Genomic DNA, 16,389 nt, shown 5'->3' on the forward strand with positions numbered 1-16,389 from the left:
TTCGCTACCTTATGAAAGATCCTGTTACTATAACAGGAGTTTCAAACTAAGGTGGGATTATGAAGTTAGGTGTTGTTGTTTTTTTAGGTTTGATTTCTACTGGTTGTAGCCTTTTTCAGCAACCTGTTGTTCAGGAGTCGTATTTTGTTCCTGTGATCCGCTCTGATAATTCTTCTTCTGGTTATACGCCTTCTGTTACGCCTATGGTGTCACCTAGACCTCAAAAAGAAAGACCACGAATTTATACTCCAGTTCTACGTTAAAGTAGCTTTTGGCTATATTCTTCGGGGTTGAATCCTAATAGGATTTCATTATTTACCATAATTAGTGGGCGTTTAATCATTGAGGTTTGTGACAGTATTGTATGGACCGCTTTCGTATTATCCATCATACTTTTTGTTTCCTCATCCAACTTTCGCCAAGTGGTACCGCGTTTATTAATGACGTTCTCCCATCCTAGTTCATCAATCCAGGCTTTTGCAGTCGCTTCGTCTAGACCTTCTTTTTTGTAGTTATGGAATTGGTACTCTAGGTTGTTTTCTTCTAACCAGCGAAAGGTTTTTTTCATGGTATCGCAGTTTTTGATGCCAAATATTTTAATCATATCTTGCTCTCCCAATGCGCCATGTTGAACTTGTGTCAAAATGGCGCTTTTGGTTTTGTTATTAGTTATGGGCGTGAAGTGCTTCGTTTAATTCGATAGCGGTTTTATTGGTTTTACATTCAATGGCACCTGTCGCTGAATTGCGACGGAATAATAGATCTGACTGGCCAGAAAGCTCACGGGCTTTTACTGTAGAAACCACTTGGTTGTTTTCATCCAGTACCGCCACTTTAGAGCCTGCGGTAATATAAAGGCCCGATTCAACAATGCAACGATCGCCAAGGCCAATACCGATACCGGCATTTGCGCCGATTAGACATTTTTCGCCAACAGCGATGACGATATTGCCACCACCAGACAGAGTTCCCATTGTTGAGCAGCCGCCACCAAGGTCAGAGCCGTTACCTACTACAACGCCTGCAGAAATGCGCCCTTCAACCATGCTGTTGCCAAGAGTACCTGCATTGAAGTTAACAAAGCCTTCATGCATTACTGTTGTGCCTTCAGCAAGGTGTGCTCCTAAGCGTATGCGAGCCGCATCGCCAACGCGAATGCCTGTTGGAACAACAAAATTTAACATTTTAGGGAACTTATCAACGCTGAATACTTCGATTGTGCGACCTTCCATGCGAGCACTTAATTGGCGATCTGCAAGTTCACGAACATCGATAGGGCCTTCGCTTGTCCAGGCTGTATTAACCAAGAGGCCAAACATACCATCTAAGACAGTGTTGTGCGGCTGGACTAAACGATGAGAGATAAGTTGAAGCTTTAAGTAAACTTCAGCTTGGTTGCTTGGGGCTTCGTCGGTTGCCAATATGCAAAGAATAATAGGTTTGGTTGACGCTTTTAGACGAGATGCTAATTCGGCTTGCTCAATATTGCCTGCCTTCAAAAGGTTCATATGTAAACGGTTCAAATCGCCTTCGTCTAATACTAGCGTGCTGTTCCCGCCTTCATAATTTGTGCTTTCCAATAGGGCGTCTAAGGTGTTTTTTTCTGCACCTAGACTTGGTGTAGAGTAAAAAACTTCTAGCCAGTCACCTTCTTTGTTTTGTGTTCCGATGCCAAGGCCGAATGCGAAAATTGTATTGCTCATGTAATTTCTCCAAATGAGATCTAAGGGGATAGGGTTATCTGCGACTTAGGAAGTCTCTAATTCTCTTTGCTGCTTCAACGCACTCAGATTCTTCTGCTACTAACGCCATGCGAACATGGTTGTTTCCAGGGTTTGTGCCTTCTACTTCTCTACCCAAGTAGCTACCTGGTAATACTAAAACAGATTCTTCTTGATATAAGGCGGTGCAAAACTCTTCGTCGGTCATACTCAGTTTTGGCCAAAGATAAAAGCCAGCTTCGGGTTTAGAGACAGGCATGACAGGTGATAAAATATCTAAAACCGAATCAAATTTGCGAGTATATATTTCACGGTTTTTAATAGCATGTTCTTCATCGTTCCAAGCGACCACAGATGCATCTTGGTGATGAATTGGCATGGCGCAGCCTTGGTAAGTACGGTATAGAAGAAATGGCTTAAGAATGGTGGCGTCGCCAGCAACAAAACCAGAACGCAGTCCAGGTAGGTTAGAGCGTTTTGATAAAGACTGGAAAATAAGGCAGTGTTTATAGTCTTCGTTGCCAAGTTTTTGGCAGGCTTCAAGGAGGCCTAGTGGTGCTTTATCGCCAAAGTAAATTTCAGAGTAGCATTCATCAGCGACAATGGTGAAATTGAAGGTTTTGGCTTTTTCTATTAAATAAGCGTATTCCTCTAGTGTCGTGATGCTACCGCTTGGGTTGTTCGGCGAGCAAACAAATAAAACTTCACAGCGCTGCCATGTCTCGTCATCGACACGTTGATAATCCACTTTGTAGTCGGTCTCGGATCCACAAGGCAAAAAATGTAGGTCTGCTCCGGCAAGAATCCCGGCGCCTTCATAGATTTGATAAAAAGGGTTTGGACTGACGACAAGAGAGTCTTGCTTATCACCAACTAAGGTTTGGGTGATGGCAAATAAAGCTTCTCGAGTACCCGTAACCGGTAAAACTTCTGTTTCTGGGTCGAGCTTTGATAAATGAAAACGACGTTTGGCCCACTGGCTGATAGCGTCTCGTAGTGGTAATTCGCCTTTGGTGCTTGGATATTTGCTTACGCCACCTAAACTCTTAGCCAGTGTTTCAATAACGATGCTTGGCGCTTCATGCTGGGGCTCCCCAATTGTCAACTTAATCAGTGTTTTTTCAGGATTAGGTTGTAGCCCTTCTATTAGCTCTGCAAGCTTTTGGAAGGGGTATGGGTGCAAAGAATGTATAAGAGGATTCATTTTTTTAGTCCATTGCTTGAGAAAAACGGTCTATTTTCTCTTTTAAAAGGGTGCAAATGTTGTTCATGGTATCTGGGTCGGTGATTAGATCACCATTTTCTTCTGTTATGTAAAAGGTGTCTTCTACACGCTCGCCAAGGGTAGCGATTTTGGCTTTGTGAAGCATAATATTATTGTTCATAAAAAATTGCCCTACTAGAGCAAGTAATCCAGGTCTATCCGGTGCTGTTATCTCAAGTGCAGACCAAACTTCTTCGGGTTGACTGACAAAGTGGGCGGTTGAAGGGGAGTTGAATATTTTCAAAATCCTTGGTGTGTGACGCTGTACGACACTCTCGTAAAGAGAAGGGGTTTCCAGTTGTGCCATAAGAGTATTGCGAATTAAGGATATGCGTTCTTTATCTAGGTGAAGGTTGGAGTCGTTATCATTGCCATCCATAACAACAAAACTATCTAGGCTGTAGTTGTTGGTTGTGTGGCTGATTTTAGCATCAAGTATGGTTAAACCAAGTTGCTCGAATGTCGCTGCTGTGACTGCAAACAAGTGTTTGGTGATTAAGGTGTAGATAAATATTTTACTAGCACCTGAGAAATTTCTACCACCAAGTGGGGTGATCGCAATGAGGGGTTTTGTGCTTGGTCTATGACGAAGAATGGCTTCGGTATTCCATGCGATTTCATCACCATTTGAGCGAATGAAATATTCCTCTTCGATTGTGTCCCAAATGTCTTCGGCTTCCATGATGTCGACATTGCGTTCAATCATGATTTCTAAAGCACGTTGCTTATGCTCATCGCTGATCATATCGGCATCGATAGGGAAGTCTAACCCGCGTCGTAAAGCGCGCTTGGTTTCTAGGTACAGCTGGCGCATCAGAGAGGCTCTCCAGCTATTCCACATGGTTGGATTGGTGGCATTGATATCAGCAACCGTTAGAATAAACAAATAATCTAGGTGCTCTTGATCTTTAACGTAGCTAGCAAATTCCCAAATCACTTCAGGATCTGATATATCTTTACGCTGAGCAGTTACAGACATAAAAAGATGGTTTCTAACTAGCCAGACAACCAGTGCTGTGTCTCGTTTTGATAGACCGTGACGTTCACAAAAAGCTTGGGCATCGACGCAACCCAGTTCTGAGTGGTCTCCTCCACGTCCTTTGGCAATATCGTGGTAGAGGCCAGCGATGTACAAAAGCTCTACTTTTTCTACGTGACGAATTACTTGAGCGGAGATTGGGAATTTTTGTTTTGATTCGGGTTGTAATAGGCGGCGTAAATTTTCTACTAACTGTAAAGTGTGTGCATCAACTGTATATATATGAAATAAGTCGTGCTGCATTTGACCTATGATTGCACCGAACTCTGGTAGGTAGCGTCCCAATAAGCCAAGATGCTTCATTGATCTAAGGATGCTGGTTAATCGATAGCGGCTAGCGATAATATCTAGAAATAAATCTGTGTTTATTTTGTTGTTTCTGAAATCGTCATCAATAAGGTCTAGGCTATCGCGTAGCTGTCGCATAGTGTTAGCGCGAATGCCTTTAACATTTTCATAGCTGCCCAGTAGTACATAGATTTCAAGCATACTGGAAGGGGTGTCTTGAAATAGCGTCGTAGAGCGTGCTTCCAGTTGGCCGTTTGCAATTTGGAAATTGTCATTGAGTACTTCAACTGAATTGATGGCGTCTTTCGCTAGAAACGATTCTTCAAAATGTTGAAGTAGTAGGTCATTAAGTTGTTGTATGGCCGCAACACTTTGGTAATAGCCTTGCATAAAGCGTTCAACGTTACGCTTTAAATCATCATCATCAAAACCAAATAGTTTGGTTAGGGTGCGTTGGTGGTCGAAAAGCAGTCGGTCTTCTTTGCGGCCAGCGATCATATGCAGAGCCCAGCGAATCCGCCATAGATGGCTTACGGCACCTTTGAGTTGTATGTATTCATCTTCGGATAAGAACTGTTTGTCTATAAGGGCGCTAAGTCTATGGGTGTGTAAATGGCGTTTTGCTACCCAGTCAATGACTTGCATGTCTCTGAGACCGCCAGGGCATTCTTTTAAGTTAGGCTCTAAGTTATAAGCGGTGTTTTGGTATTTTGCATGGCGCTGCTTTTGTTCGGTCAACTTCGCTTTATAAAAAGAGTGGCCGTCCCACATTTGAGAGATGTCTATGTGTAACTTTAGCGTGGCGAGTAGATCTTCAGGGCCAATCAGGGTTCGCGACTCAATTAAGTTGGTGATGATGGTGATATCTTTTGCTGCCATCTCAGAGCATTCGTTTATGCTGCGAACGCTATGCCCAACATCTAAGTTGATATCCCAGAGAAAGGTAATGAAGGCTTCAATTTTACTTTTTGGTGGTTGTGTACCATCCGCTAATAGAATCAGTAAATCGATATCCGATTTTGGGTGTAATTCCCCTCGACCATAACCACCAACAGCAACTAAGCTGACCTGTTGTTCTATGTCTAATTTTTTAGACGTCCAAGCAGCTTGCATAATTTCATCGTAAAAGGACGATAGCCCTTTGACGAGCTTTTCAATTGGATATAACGAGTGAAAAAGATCGTTATAAATGGTGGTTTTTTCTTCAATGATGGCTTTGTAACGAGAAACAGAGCAGTTTGCTTGAGAAAGTTCTTGTCTTTCTTCTGTTGTTAAAAGTGGCGGAGCGTCTGGAAAAGCAGGGAAGTCCATACAAAAGCCTCAGAGAATAATGATTGAGTGTTAATGTTATAAAGAGCTGCTCGCTTATCTAAGAGAAGCGAGTTTCTTCTGGGCGGCGGGTGAGTACTTCAACCCCATCAGCCGTAACAAGTAGAGTATGCTCATATTGAGCGGATAAACGACCATCTTTGGTTTTAGCAATCCAGTTGTCTGGGCCGGTATGTTTAACCTGTTTTTTACCCGCGTTAATCATCGGCTCAATAGTAAGGGTCATGCCTTCCTCCAGCATAACGCCGGTTCCAGCTTTGCCGTAGTGAGCAACTTGTGGCTCTCCGTGAAAAGTGGTACCAACACCATGACCGCAATACTCTTCGACAACTGTGTAGTGGTTTTTGTGGGCATGAGCTGAAATGGCTGCGCCGATGTCGCCAAGGCGTGTACCAGGTTTTACCATATCAATTGCAAGATATAGGCATTCCTGTGTCACTTTTGCTAGACGCTCTGCGTGAGGCAGGGCTGGACCTGCGAAAAACATTTTGCTGGTATCGCCGTAATAACCATCTTTGATGATAGTGATGTCAATGTTGACCACATCGCCCTTTTTTAGCGCTTTGTCATTTGGGATACCGTGACAAATAACGTCATTAACAGATGTGCAGCAAGATTTGGGGAAACCGTGATAATTTAAGGGAGCTGGAATGGCACCTTGAACATCAACAATATAGTTGTGCGCAATGATGTCGAGTTGTTCTGTGGTAACGCCAGGCACGACAAATTCTTCTAGCATCACTAAAACATCGGCCGCTAGTTTGCCTGCGGTTCGCATGCCTTCTATATCACTGATGTCGGTAAAGTGTGTTGATGCAGGACGAGGCGTCCAGCTTGGAACCTCAATGCGTCCGTTTTGAGTTAGTTCTTTAACTTTTTGTAGGGTTTCATTGCTCATAATTTGTATATCTTTAAATAGTTTGTATCTAGGTTGGCGGATATTCTACATGACTTAAGCAGTAGAATCGCCTCTCAAATAGAAAAAAACGTGACTCTTACGGTATGTAAAAAATGCGTTCAAGTCTTTTGGTTTTTACCTGAATGTGGTATAAAACGCCGGCTTGTTAGGCTTGTGCCTAAAATAAGTGAATTTACTTAAATTAACGATCTTGCCGCTATTGAAGAAAGGGTCTTGGGTGTCTTAGGTTGCTTTAAACCTTATTTGACTGACGCTTTCGGCTGGTAAGCTTAAATAACCCAAATTAAAGGATAGTAAAATGCCTACAGTTTCTATGCGCGACCTATTATTGGTTGGTTCACACTTCGGTCACCAAACTCGTTACTGGAACCCAAAAATGAAACCTTTCATTTTTGGTGCTCGTAACAAGATCCACATCATCAACCTTGAGCACACTGTTCCAGCTCTTAACAATGCTCTTGAGCTAGTTAAGAAAATGGCTGAAAACAAGAACAAGGTTTTGTTTGTTGGTACTAAGCGTGCCGCATCTAAAACGATTAAAGAGCAAGCTGCTCGCTCTGGTATGCCATACGTTAACCACCGTTGGTTAGGTGGTATGTTGACTAACTACAAAACAATTCGTGCATCTATCAAGCGTCTTCGTGAGCTTGAAACTCAAATGTCCGATGGTACTTTCGATAAGCTGACTAAAAAAGAAGCTTTGATGCGTACTCGTGAGCTTGAAAAACTTGAGCTTTCTATGGGTGGTATCAAGGATATGGGCGGCCTTCCTGATGTATTGTTTGTTGTTGACGTTGATCATGAACGTATTGCTATTAAAGAAGCAAACAAATTAGGCATTCCTGTTATCGGTATCGTTGATACTAACAGTAATCCAGATGGTGTTGATTACATCATTCCAGCTAACGATGATGCTATCCGTGCAGTTCAATTGTACGTTGGCGCTTTTGCTGATGCAGTTCTTGAAGGTCGTAATGCGACTGCTGGTACTGCAGACGAATTCGTTGAAGTAAGCGAAGCTACTGAAGCGTAAGCAAACTTTCTAGTTTGTTCTGGTTTCTAAAGGGAGGTGTCTTACCTCCTTTTTTAAATTTGAATTGGTATAAAGAGGATTTAACATGGCCGCAGTATCTGCAGCATTGGTAAAAGAGCTACGTGACCGTACTGGCCTAGGCATGATGGAGTGCAAAAAAGCACTTGTCGCTGCTAACGCTGATATCGAAGTGGCTATCGAAGAACTACGTAAATCAAGTGGCATGAAGGCAGCTAAAAAGGCGGGCCGTACTGCAGCGGAAGGTACAATCATTATGCGTGTAGCTGATGATGCATCTTACGGTGTCTTGGTTGAAGTTAACTCTGAAACTGACTTCGCTTCTCGTGACGAAGGCTTTATTTCTTTTGCAAACAAAGTGGCTGATGCTGTTTTTGCAACAAAAGAAACAGATATGGCTAAAGTTATTTCGGGCGAAATGCTTGAAGCTCGTGAAGCTTTGGTTCAAAAAATTGGTGAAAACATTACACCTCGTCGCGCTGTGGTCCTAGAAGGTGGTTTGATTAATGGTTACCTACATGGTAATGGTCAAATCGCTGTGTTGACGCAGTTGGAAGGTGGTGATGCAGAATTGGCTAAAGATGTATCTATGCATGTTGCCGCTGTTTCTCCTCGCGTTGTTCGAGGTGAAGATATGCCTGCTGATGTTCTTGCTAAAGAAGAAGAAATTATTCGTGCACAACCTGATATGGCTGGTAAGCCTGCAGAAATCGTTGATAAAATGATTGTTGGTCGCATGAAGAAATTTTTGGCTGAAAACAGCTTAGTTGAGCAGCCATTTGTTAAAAATCCAGAAATTAAAGTTGGTCAGTTGGTTAAAGAGGCTGGTGCAACTGTGACTTCTTTCGTTCGCTTAGAAGTAGGTGAAGGTATTGAAGTGGCTGAAGTGGATTTTGCCGCAGAAGTAGCAGCACAACTTAAAGGTTAATTCTTAGTTGTAATGTCTTGCAAAAAAAAGGGGCAGCTTGACTGCCCCTTTTTATGAGAGATGAATGCGATGAGTGTCGGTAAGTTGACCTCAGTTTTTAAAGATATGAAACCATTGCCGGAGGTTGATATGCCAAAAGAAAAGAGTCCAAATTATAAAAGAATTTTGCTTAAGTTAAGTGGCGAAGCCTTGATGGGGGATGAGTCCTTTGGTATCGATCCTAAAGTATTAAACCGGATTGCGCTTGAAATAGGTCAGTTACGAGGCATTGGTGTTGAAGTTGGTATTGTTATCGGTGGTGGTAACTTGTTTCGTGGCCAAGCATTGAGCCAAGCAGGAATGGATCGTGTTACTGGTGACCATATGGGGATGCTAGCAACCGTTATGAATGCACTCGCAATGCGTGATGCATTGGAGCGTGCCAATATTGCAACGCGTGTGATGTCGGCAATTACTATGACGGGGATTGTTGAGCCTTATGATCGTCGCCGAGCTATGCGTTTAATGAAAGAAGGTGATGTACTTATTTTTTCTGCCGGCACGGGCAATCCTTTTTTTACAACTGACTCTGCTGCTTGTTTACGTGGTATTGAGATTGACGCTGATGTCGTGCTGAAGGCAACGAAAGTTGATGGAGTTTATTCTGCTGACCCAATGAAAGATCCTACAGCCGTGAAATATGATACATTGGGTTATGATGAAGTTCTTGAAAAACAATTAGGCGTAATGGACTTAACGGCTATTTGTTTGACCCGAGATCACAGCATGCCAGTTCGCGTATTTAATATGAATAAGCCGGGAGCCTTGGTGAATATCATGGTTGGTGGCAGTGAAGGTACACTGATTAAGTGAGGAAGTTATGATTAACGAAATTCTTAAAGATGCAGAAGACCGTATGAGTAAAGCAGTGGCTTCTGTTGAGTCTGCTTTTAAAAAAATTCGTACAGGTCGAGCCCATCCTAGCATTTTAGATTCAGTCAAAGTGAATTACTACGGGGCTGAAACGCCATTAAGTCAGGTCGCTAATATCACGGTTGAAGATGCTCGTACTCTTGGTATTTCGCCTTGGGAGAATAATCTAGTTCCTGAGATTGAAAAAGCTATTATGAAATCGGACCTAGGTTTAAACCCAGCCACTAACGGAAATCTTATCCGCATTCCTATGCCAGCTCTGACGGAAGAGACCCGTAAAAATTATTTCAAACAAGCCAAAAATGAAGCAGAGAACGGCCGTATTGCGATTCGTAACATTCGTCGTGATGCAAATGGCAGTCTTAAAGACCTAGTGAAAGAAAAAGAAATCTCTGAGGACGATGAGCGTCGTGGTCAGGATCAAGTTCAAAAAGTAACAGATAAATATGTTGCTCTAGTTGAAGAGCGTCTTACTGCAAAAGAAAAAGACTTGATGGAAATCTAATGAGGAAGCGAGCTTCTAAGCTCGCTTTTTTTTATTGGCTAAGGTTACGCTATGTCTAAATTAGATGGCGCTGAAGTAAATTCAGACGTCGTACCTGCTCATATCGCCATTATTATGGATGGTAATAATCGTTGGGCAAAGAAAAAACACCTTCCAAGTATTGCTGGGCATACAGCAGGGGCCTCTGCCGTAAGGAGAACTGTTGAGGTTGCTGCAAAGTCTGGTGTCAAAGTATTAACCTTGTTCGCATTTTCTAGTGAAAATTGGAAGCGACCTAAGCCTGAGGTTGATGGGCTGATGGGGTTGTTCATGCGTTCTTTGAAAAAAGAATTAAAGCGTCTAAATGAACATAAAATTCGTCTCAAAGTAATTGGTGATATTTCTGGTTTTAGTAAACCGTTACAAGAGCAAATACAGCGGGTAGAAGATGCCACAAAAAACCATGGTCAAATGACCTTGGTTATTGCGGCAAATTATGGTGGGCGTTGGGATATAGCTCAGGCTACAAAGGCTGTGGTTGAACGTGTTGTGTCTGGTGAATTGTCTATAGATGATATTGATGAAGTCTCTTTAGGTGAGCATATACAGTTAGCGGATTTGCCTCCACCAGATCTATTGATTCGAACGTCTGGAGAGGAGCGTATTAGTAATTTTTTACTGTGGCAAACGGCTTATTCTGAGTTTGTTTTTCTTCCTGTGTTATGGCCAGACTTTGATCAGAGTCACTTTAAAAGTGCTATTGAAGTTTATCAAAGTCGTCAGCGTCGTTATGGTGGCCGATAAGTATGTTATTACCTAGAGTTCTTAGTGCCATTGTTATGGCTGTTTTGTTTGTTTGTGCTGTTTTTGTATTAGAAGAGCGTAACTTTATTTTAGCCTTGGCGGCAGTCGTTTTTATAGCTGGCTGGGAGTGGGCGCGTTTATCTGGTGTGCGTAATCAGTTTGGTCGCGTAGCGTTTGCCGCTGTAATTGGTTTTTCGTGTTATTTAGTCATGAACTTCAATTTACAAAAAATGTCTCTTTGTATTGCTCCTTTGTTATGGGGGCTGGCTTTGTATTGGGTTGTGCGTTATCCAGATCAACTCGTTTGGCGACTCAAATTTAGTCGTTTGTTATTTGGTATTTGCATTTTAGTGACAACTTGGTGTGCGTTAGTGGTTTTAAAACAGTCGGACAATTTTGTTGTTTGGGTGTTGCTTCTTATGGGCTTGATCTGGGGGGCGGATTCCGGTGCCTATTTTGCGGGTAGAGCATTCGGTAAAACAAAGTTAGCTAGGTTTGTAAGTCCAGGTAAATCTTGGGAAGGTGTATTTGGTGGTTTGGTATTGACTCAAGTTGGGGTGCTGATTTTTTCTTTGCTGAGTGGCTTTGAGTCATCTCAGTGGGCTGTATTGGCTATTATTGCATTTTTAACTTCCTCTGTGTCGGTGTTGGGCGATTTGACGGAAAGCCTTTTTAAGCGCCACGAAGAGCTGAAAGATTCCAGTCATCTTATTCCAGGGCATGGTGGTGTAATGGATCGTGTTGATAGTTTGACGGCTGCTGCACCTATATATGTTTTACTACTTAGTGTATTCGGGTGGCTTTAATGCAAGGTATTTGCTTATTGGGTGCGACAGGGTCGATTGGTCAAAGTACTCTTGATGTTATTGCTAAACACCCTGATAAATTTGTTTTAATTAGTGCTTCAGCTAATGAGAGTGTTGAGAAAATGGCGGATATATGTCGTCGTTTTAAACCCCAGCGAGTAGTGATGGGGTCTCAGAAGGCATGTGATGAATTGGCGCTAAAATGTAAAGACTTAGTAATATCGATTGAGTGGGGTGAAGAAGCGTTAGATAGTATTGCCTCGGATTCAGCAGTAGATCAGGTTATGGCTGCGATTATGGGGTTTGCCGGTTTGAAGCCTACCTTAGCCGGGATACGTGCCGGAAAGCGTATATTACTGGCTAACAAAGAGTCTTTGGTAACTGCGGGTAAACTATTTATGGATGAAGTTGCTCGGCATGATGTGATGTTACTACCTATCGATAGCGAGCATAATGCCATTTTCCAAAGTTTGCCTCAGGATAAAAAAGGGGCTCATAAACAAGATGTTTCTAAGGTAATTCTTACGGCTTCTGGTGGCCCTTTTAGGACTTGGGGGTTAAAGGATATGTCTCAAGTTACTCCTGAACAAGCCTGTAAACATCCTAATTGGTCAATGGGGCAGAAGATATCAATTGACTCTGCGTCTTTAATGAATAAAGGCTTGGAGTTGATCGAAGCTTGTTGGCTATTTGGTATTACGCCTGATGATGTTGAAGTTGTTGTTCATCCAGAAAGTATTGTTCACTCAATGGTTTCTTACCTCGATGGTTCTGTTATCGCCCAAATGGGTAATCCCGATATGAAAATTCCTATTGCTTATGGGATGAGCTGGCCTAATAGAATTGAGACAAATGTTTCTAGTCTGGATTTGGTGAACATTGCACGATTGAATTTTGAGGTACCAGATCTTGAACGTTTTCCTAATTTGAAACTGGCCGCTGATGCATGGTTTATGGGGGGTACAGCGATGGCTGTACTTAATGCAGCAAATGAAATTGCAGTAGATGCTTTTTTAAATCGCCAAATTGGTTTTCTTGATATTGCTAGAGTGAATGAAAAAGTTTTATCGACAGCCAATATTACGGCGGTGAATGCCTTAGATGATGTTTTTGAAGCGGATGGGTACTCTCGTCGTTTGGCAATGAATATGATTTCTCGCGGTGTTTTTGCATGATACAGAATATTCTTTACATTGTAATCGCGCTTGGTTTGCTCATCACATTTCATGAGTTTGGGCACTTTTATATTGCGCGACGTTGTGGTGTTAAAGTGCTGCGTTTTTCTGTTGGTTTTGGGAAGCCTATTTACCGCTATATTGGGAAAACAGGGACTGAATTTACTTTGGCAATGATTCCTCTTGGTGGTTATGTTCGTATGCTAGACGAGCGAGAGGGGAATGTTCCTGAAGCGCTGAGAGATCAAGCCTTTAATTCAAAAAGTGTTTGGCAGCGGATTGCTATTGTTGCTGCTGGTCCCATTGCCAATTTTATTTTGGCTATCTTTATCTACGCTTTGGTTGCTTTAATTGGTGTTCAATCAATTGCTCCTAAAGTTGGTAATATCCGTCAAAATTCTCCTGCCGCTCAGACTCAAATGAAAACCGGTGATGAGTTAGTTTCTCTTGCCGGTGAACCCGTTACATCCTGGGAAGACGTAAATTTAGTGTTAGCAGGCTTGATCGGTAAAACCGGAACCATTATTGTGCGTTACCAGCCTGAAGGGCTCGGGTCTTTGCGTGAAGATACTGTTAGTTTGAAACGGTGGTTGGTTGGTAACGAGCCAAATAATCTGATTAAGGCGTTTGGTTTATCTCCTTGGTATCCAGAAGTTGCTCCAGTTATAGCTCAGGTTGTGAGTGGTGGAGCCGCTGCAGAAGCAGGGGTTATGGTTGGGGATAAAATTTTAGAAATCAATAATCACCCCATGCCTAATTGGCAGCAGGTTGTCGATTTAATTCAGGCTAGCCCTAATAAAAAGCTAGCTGTGAAAGTTTTGCGAGATCGAGCTTTTATTAACTTATCATTGATGCCCAAATCAACAGAACATAATGGCAAAGTGATTGGTTATGTCGGTCTAGCTGTGGAACCGCCAAAATTAGATGAAGGCCTTATTAGAGAGCGTCATTATGGACCTCTTGAATCAATATCTTATGGGGTTGAGCAGACTTTTAAAATGGTATCTCTGACAGTCTCTTCTATAGGGAAAATGTTACAGGGATTGATTTCCGTTGAGAATTTGTCAGGTCCAATAACTATTGCAAAGGTGGCTAGTGCTTCAGCAGACTCCGGTTTGCAATCATTTTTAAGATTTATGGCTTACCTTAGTGTTAGCTTGGGTGTGTTAAATTTGTTGCCCATTCCAATGTTGGATGGTGGGCATTTATTGTTTTTTGGTATTGAAGCTATTCGTCGTAAGCCTGTTTCTGAAAAAATTCAGGGAATGGCTTATCGTATTGGTGCTTCTCTTTTATTTGCTCTAATGGCCGTTGCCATTTTTAATGATATTGCCCGCTTGTAGAGAGGTATGTGTGAAAGTCGTTTCGGTTGTATTTTTGGCTTTATTGAGCGTGCAGAGTTTTGCAAAAACAGTAGAGGACGTGAGAGTTGATGGGTTAGTCCAAATGCCTTCTGCTAGAGCATTTGATGTAATTGGCTTTGATAAGAATGAATCTTATGATTCTAATAAGGTTTATCAAGCAATTAACTCTCTTTTTGATACCGGCTACTTTAGTGATATTGATGTATATGAAGATAATGATGTTTTAATATTTGATGTTAAAGAGCGACCTTCAATAGGTAATTTGACTATAGAAGGTAACGAGCTAATTAAAACAGAAGATTTAGAGCGTGGTTTAAAGCTGTCAGGTTTAGAAATTGGTGAAATATACAAACCTGAAACATTAAATCAAATAGTTCAAGAGCTTCAGCGTCAGTACTATGCTCTTGGTCGTTATAGCGCTAAAGTTGATATTTCGGTCGAAGACATGCCGCGTAATCGTACTGGAATTGTCATTAAAATTGATGAAGGCGAAACGGCAAAAATCGTTCATATTAATATTGTTGGTAATCAGGATTTTGATCAGGAAACCTTAACTAAAGATTTTGAATCTAGAGAAACTGGTTACTGGAACCCCTTCAGCTCTGCTGATGAATACGCTAAAGGCAAAATAGAAGGGGATATTAATACCCTGAAAAGCTTTTATTTAGATCATGGCTATTTGGATTTTAGCATTGTTTCTAGTCAGGTGAGTTTGTCGCCAGATAAACGTGATGTTTATATTGTAATTAATCTAGAGGAAGGCAAACCTTATAAAATTAACGATGTAACGTTAAGTGGAAGCTTGCCTATTGCTGAGGATCGAGTGTGGAAGCAAATTACGCAGAAAAAAGGTGACGTTTTTTCTCGTAGTGAAGTGACTAAAATTATCGAAGGTATTTCTACTGAGTTAGGTGATGATGGCTATTTGTTTACCAATGTGAATGTAATACCTGAAAAACTTGATAACCATACAGTAAATCTTAGCTATCAAATCACACCTGGTCCAAAAGTCTATGTGCGTCGCATTACATTTAGTGGTAATAGTGAAACCCAAGATGAAGTACTGCGTAGGGAAATGACGCAATTTGAGGGCGCTTTAGCTACTCATTCGAAAATACAGTCTTCTAAGCGTCGCATTGAGCGCCTTGGCTTTTTTAGCAGTGTCGATTTAAGAACTCGTCCTGTTGCTGGAACATCAGATCAAGTAGACCTTGATGTCGTTGTAGAAGAACAGGCTTCTGGCAGTATTCAGGCTAGTATTGGGTATTCTCAAGAAGATGGTACTGTGTTGGGTTTTGGTGTTTCTAAACGTAACTTCATGGGAACGGGTAATAAACTGTCTTTTAATGCTACTCGAACGAATCAAAAACAGGATTATAGAATTTCTTATGATAATCCATTCTTTACTGTCGATGGCGTTAGTCGAGGTTTTCAGCTTTTCTATAAAACCAGTGATCATGCAGCCGACGATGTAGAAGATTACGACCTAGATGAAATTGGTGCCGGAGTGAATTATGGTTATCCCATTTCAGATACTCAGCGCTTATCGTTTGGGTTAACTGTTAAAGAGAGTACAGTAAAACTAGGCTTTGATCCTTCTAATGAAACAAAGGATTATGTAAATAAGCATGGAGATAATTACGATGACTATATTGCAAATATCGCTTGGAGTGACAGTGATTTAATTGGTGGAGTATTGCCAACAGATGGTTATTCGACAAGAGCTTCATTAGAGGTGTCGTTACCGGTTGGTGATCAACAGTATGCAAAACTTGGATTGACTTCCCAGCGCTATTGGAACTTAAGCGACTCTAATTTGTGGTTGTTCCGCCTCAAAGGTCGGTTAGGTTATGGAAAGGGCTATGGCGACACTCAAGAGCTGCCTTTCTTTGAAAACTATTTTGCGGGTGGTTCTTATTCTGTGAGAGGTTATGGAGCGTCTTCTTTGGGACCGAAAAACTCTTATGATGCCGGTTCTACCAATACGAGTTCGGCCTTAGGCGGTAATATTATGATGGCTGGTACGGCTGAACTTATTTTCCCTTTACCAATGGTTGAAGACCATAAATCAGTTCGAACGGCACTATTTTTAGATGGCGGTAATGTCTTCACTGATTCATGTCTTGTTAGCAATCCTAATTGTAATGCTGGTGTTGATCTTTCTGAAATACGTTATAGTGCCGGATTCAGCTGGACATGGATTACACCAATCGCGCCTTTGTCTTTTAACCTTGCTCGAGCTTTGAATGCAAAAGATGGCGATAAAACAGACTTTTTCCAGTTTCAATTGGGAACCACTTTTTAA

General features: G+C 41.8%; 15 protein-coding genes. 10 read left to right on the forward strand and 5 right to left on the reverse strand.

Annotated features, from left to right (window positions below; translation table 11 throughout):
- Positions 1 to 59: 59 nt before the first annotated feature.
- Entirely contained in the window at positions 60 to 263 is a 204-nt protein-coding gene (locus C0J08_RS05270) for a hypothetical protein (RefSeq protein WP_212655060.1), read from the forward strand.
- Here the strand turns inward: C0J08_RS05270 and C0J08_RS05275 are convergent.
- The 5 genes from C0J08_RS05275 to map all read right to left on the reverse strand — a co-directional run bounded on the left by C0J08_RS05275 (position 260) and on the right by map (position 6,539).
- Positions 260 to 604: an ArsC family reductase gene (locus tag C0J08_RS05275; protein ID WP_212655061.1), complete on the reverse strand. Its 345-nt coding sequence runs from the start codon at positions 602 to 604 to the stop codon at positions 260 to 262. The two genes, C0J08_RS05270 and C0J08_RS05275, sit on opposite strands and share 4 nt — an antisense overlap.
- A gap of 61 nt (positions 605 to 665) precedes the next feature.
- The gene (dapD, locus tag C0J08_RS05280; protein WP_212655062.1) at positions 666 to 1,703 is read right to left on the reverse strand and encodes a 2,3,4,5-tetrahydropyridine-2,6-dicarboxylate N-succinyltransferase; all 1,038 of its coding nucleotides are present in this window, start codon (positions 1,701 to 1,703) and stop codon (positions 666 to 668) included.
- A 34-nt stretch (positions 1,704 to 1,737) separates the two neighbouring features.
- Positions 1,738 to 2,925 (reverse strand): succinyldiaminopimelate transaminase, encoded by a 1,188-nt coding sequence (gene dapC / locus C0J08_RS05285; RefSeq protein ID WP_212655063.1) that lies wholly within the window; start codon positions 2,923 to 2,925, stop codon positions 1,738 to 1,740.
- 4 nt (positions 2,926 to 2,929) lie between these two features.
- A complete protein-coding gene (gene glnD, locus C0J08_RS05290) occupies positions 2,930 to 5,623 on the reverse strand; it encodes a [protein-PII] uridylyltransferase (protein WP_212655064.1) in 2,694 nt (897 codons plus the stop codon).
- 58 nt (positions 5,624 to 5,681) lie between these two features.
- The gene (gene map / locus C0J08_RS05295; protein ID WP_212655065.1) at positions 5,682 to 6,539 is read right to left on the reverse strand and encodes a type I methionyl aminopeptidase; all 858 of its coding nucleotides are present in this window, start codon (positions 6,537 to 6,539) and stop codon (positions 5,682 to 5,684) included.
- A gap of 319 nt (positions 6,540 to 6,858) precedes the next feature.
- On the opposite strand from map, the gene rpsB reads away from it, so the two are divergent.
- The 9 genes from rpsB (at position 6,859) to bamA (ending at position 16,389) form a co-directional block, all read left to right on the forward strand.
- Positions 6,859 to 7,593, forward strand: coding sequence for a 30S ribosomal protein S2 (rpsB, locus tag C0J08_RS05300; protein WP_012068986.1), 735 nt, complete (start codon positions 6,859 to 6,861; stop codon positions 7,591 to 7,593).
- Between the two features lie 85 nt (positions 7,594 to 7,678).
- Positions 7,679 to 8,539, forward strand: a complete 861-nt coding sequence (gene tsf, locus C0J08_RS05305) for a translation elongation factor Ts (protein WP_212655066.1) — start codon at positions 7,679 to 7,681, stop codon at positions 8,537 to 8,539.
- A 129-nt stretch (positions 8,540 to 8,668) separates the two neighbouring features.
- On the forward strand, positions 8,669 to 9,391 hold the full coding sequence (pyrH, locus tag C0J08_RS05310) for a UMP kinase (RefSeq protein ID WP_212655067.1): 723 nt from the start codon (positions 8,669 to 8,671) through the stop codon (positions 9,389 to 9,391).
- A gap of 7 nt (positions 9,392 to 9,398) precedes the next feature.
- Positions 9,399 to 9,956 carry a ribosome recycling factor gene (frr, locus tag C0J08_RS05315; protein ID WP_212655068.1) on the forward strand — a complete coding sequence of 186 codons (558 nt, stop codon included), beginning with the start codon at positions 9,399 to 9,401 and terminating at the stop codon, positions 9,954 to 9,956.
- Between the two features lie 51 nt (positions 9,957 to 10,007).
- Complete coding sequence (gene uppS / locus C0J08_RS05320; RefSeq protein WP_212655069.1) at positions 10,008 to 10,739, forward strand: polyprenyl diphosphate synthase; 732 nt, start codon at positions 10,008 to 10,010, stop codon at positions 10,737 to 10,739.
- 2 nt (positions 10,740 to 10,741) lie between these two features.
- Entirely contained in the window at positions 10,742 to 11,545 is an 804-nt protein-coding gene (locus C0J08_RS05325) for a phosphatidate cytidylyltransferase (RefSeq protein WP_212655070.1), read from the forward strand.
- The gene (gene ispC, locus C0J08_RS05330; RefSeq protein ID WP_212655071.1) at positions 11,545 to 12,720 is read left to right on the forward strand and encodes a 1-deoxy-D-xylulose-5-phosphate reductoisomerase; all 1,176 of its coding nucleotides are present in this window, start codon (positions 11,545 to 11,547) and stop codon (positions 12,718 to 12,720) included. Before C0J08_RS05325 ends, ispC begins: the two co-directional genes overlap by 1 nt.
- On the forward strand, positions 12,717 to 14,063 hold the full coding sequence (gene rseP / locus C0J08_RS05335; RefSeq protein ID WP_212655072.1) for an RIP metalloprotease RseP: 1,347 nt from the start codon (positions 12,717 to 12,719) through the stop codon (positions 14,061 to 14,063). Before ispC ends, rseP begins: the two co-directional genes overlap by 4 nt.
- Before the next feature lie 10 nt (positions 14,064 to 14,073).
- On the forward strand, positions 14,074 to 16,389 hold the full coding sequence (gene bamA / locus C0J08_RS05340; RefSeq protein WP_249344518.1) for an outer membrane protein assembly factor BamA: 2,316 nt from the start codon (positions 14,074 to 14,076) through the stop codon (positions 16,387 to 16,389).

It is taken from the genome of Marinomonas sp. CT5 (assembly GCF_018336975.1).
Classification (GTDB): domain Bacteria; phylum Pseudomonadota; class Gammaproteobacteria; order Pseudomonadales; family Marinomonadaceae; genus Marinomonas.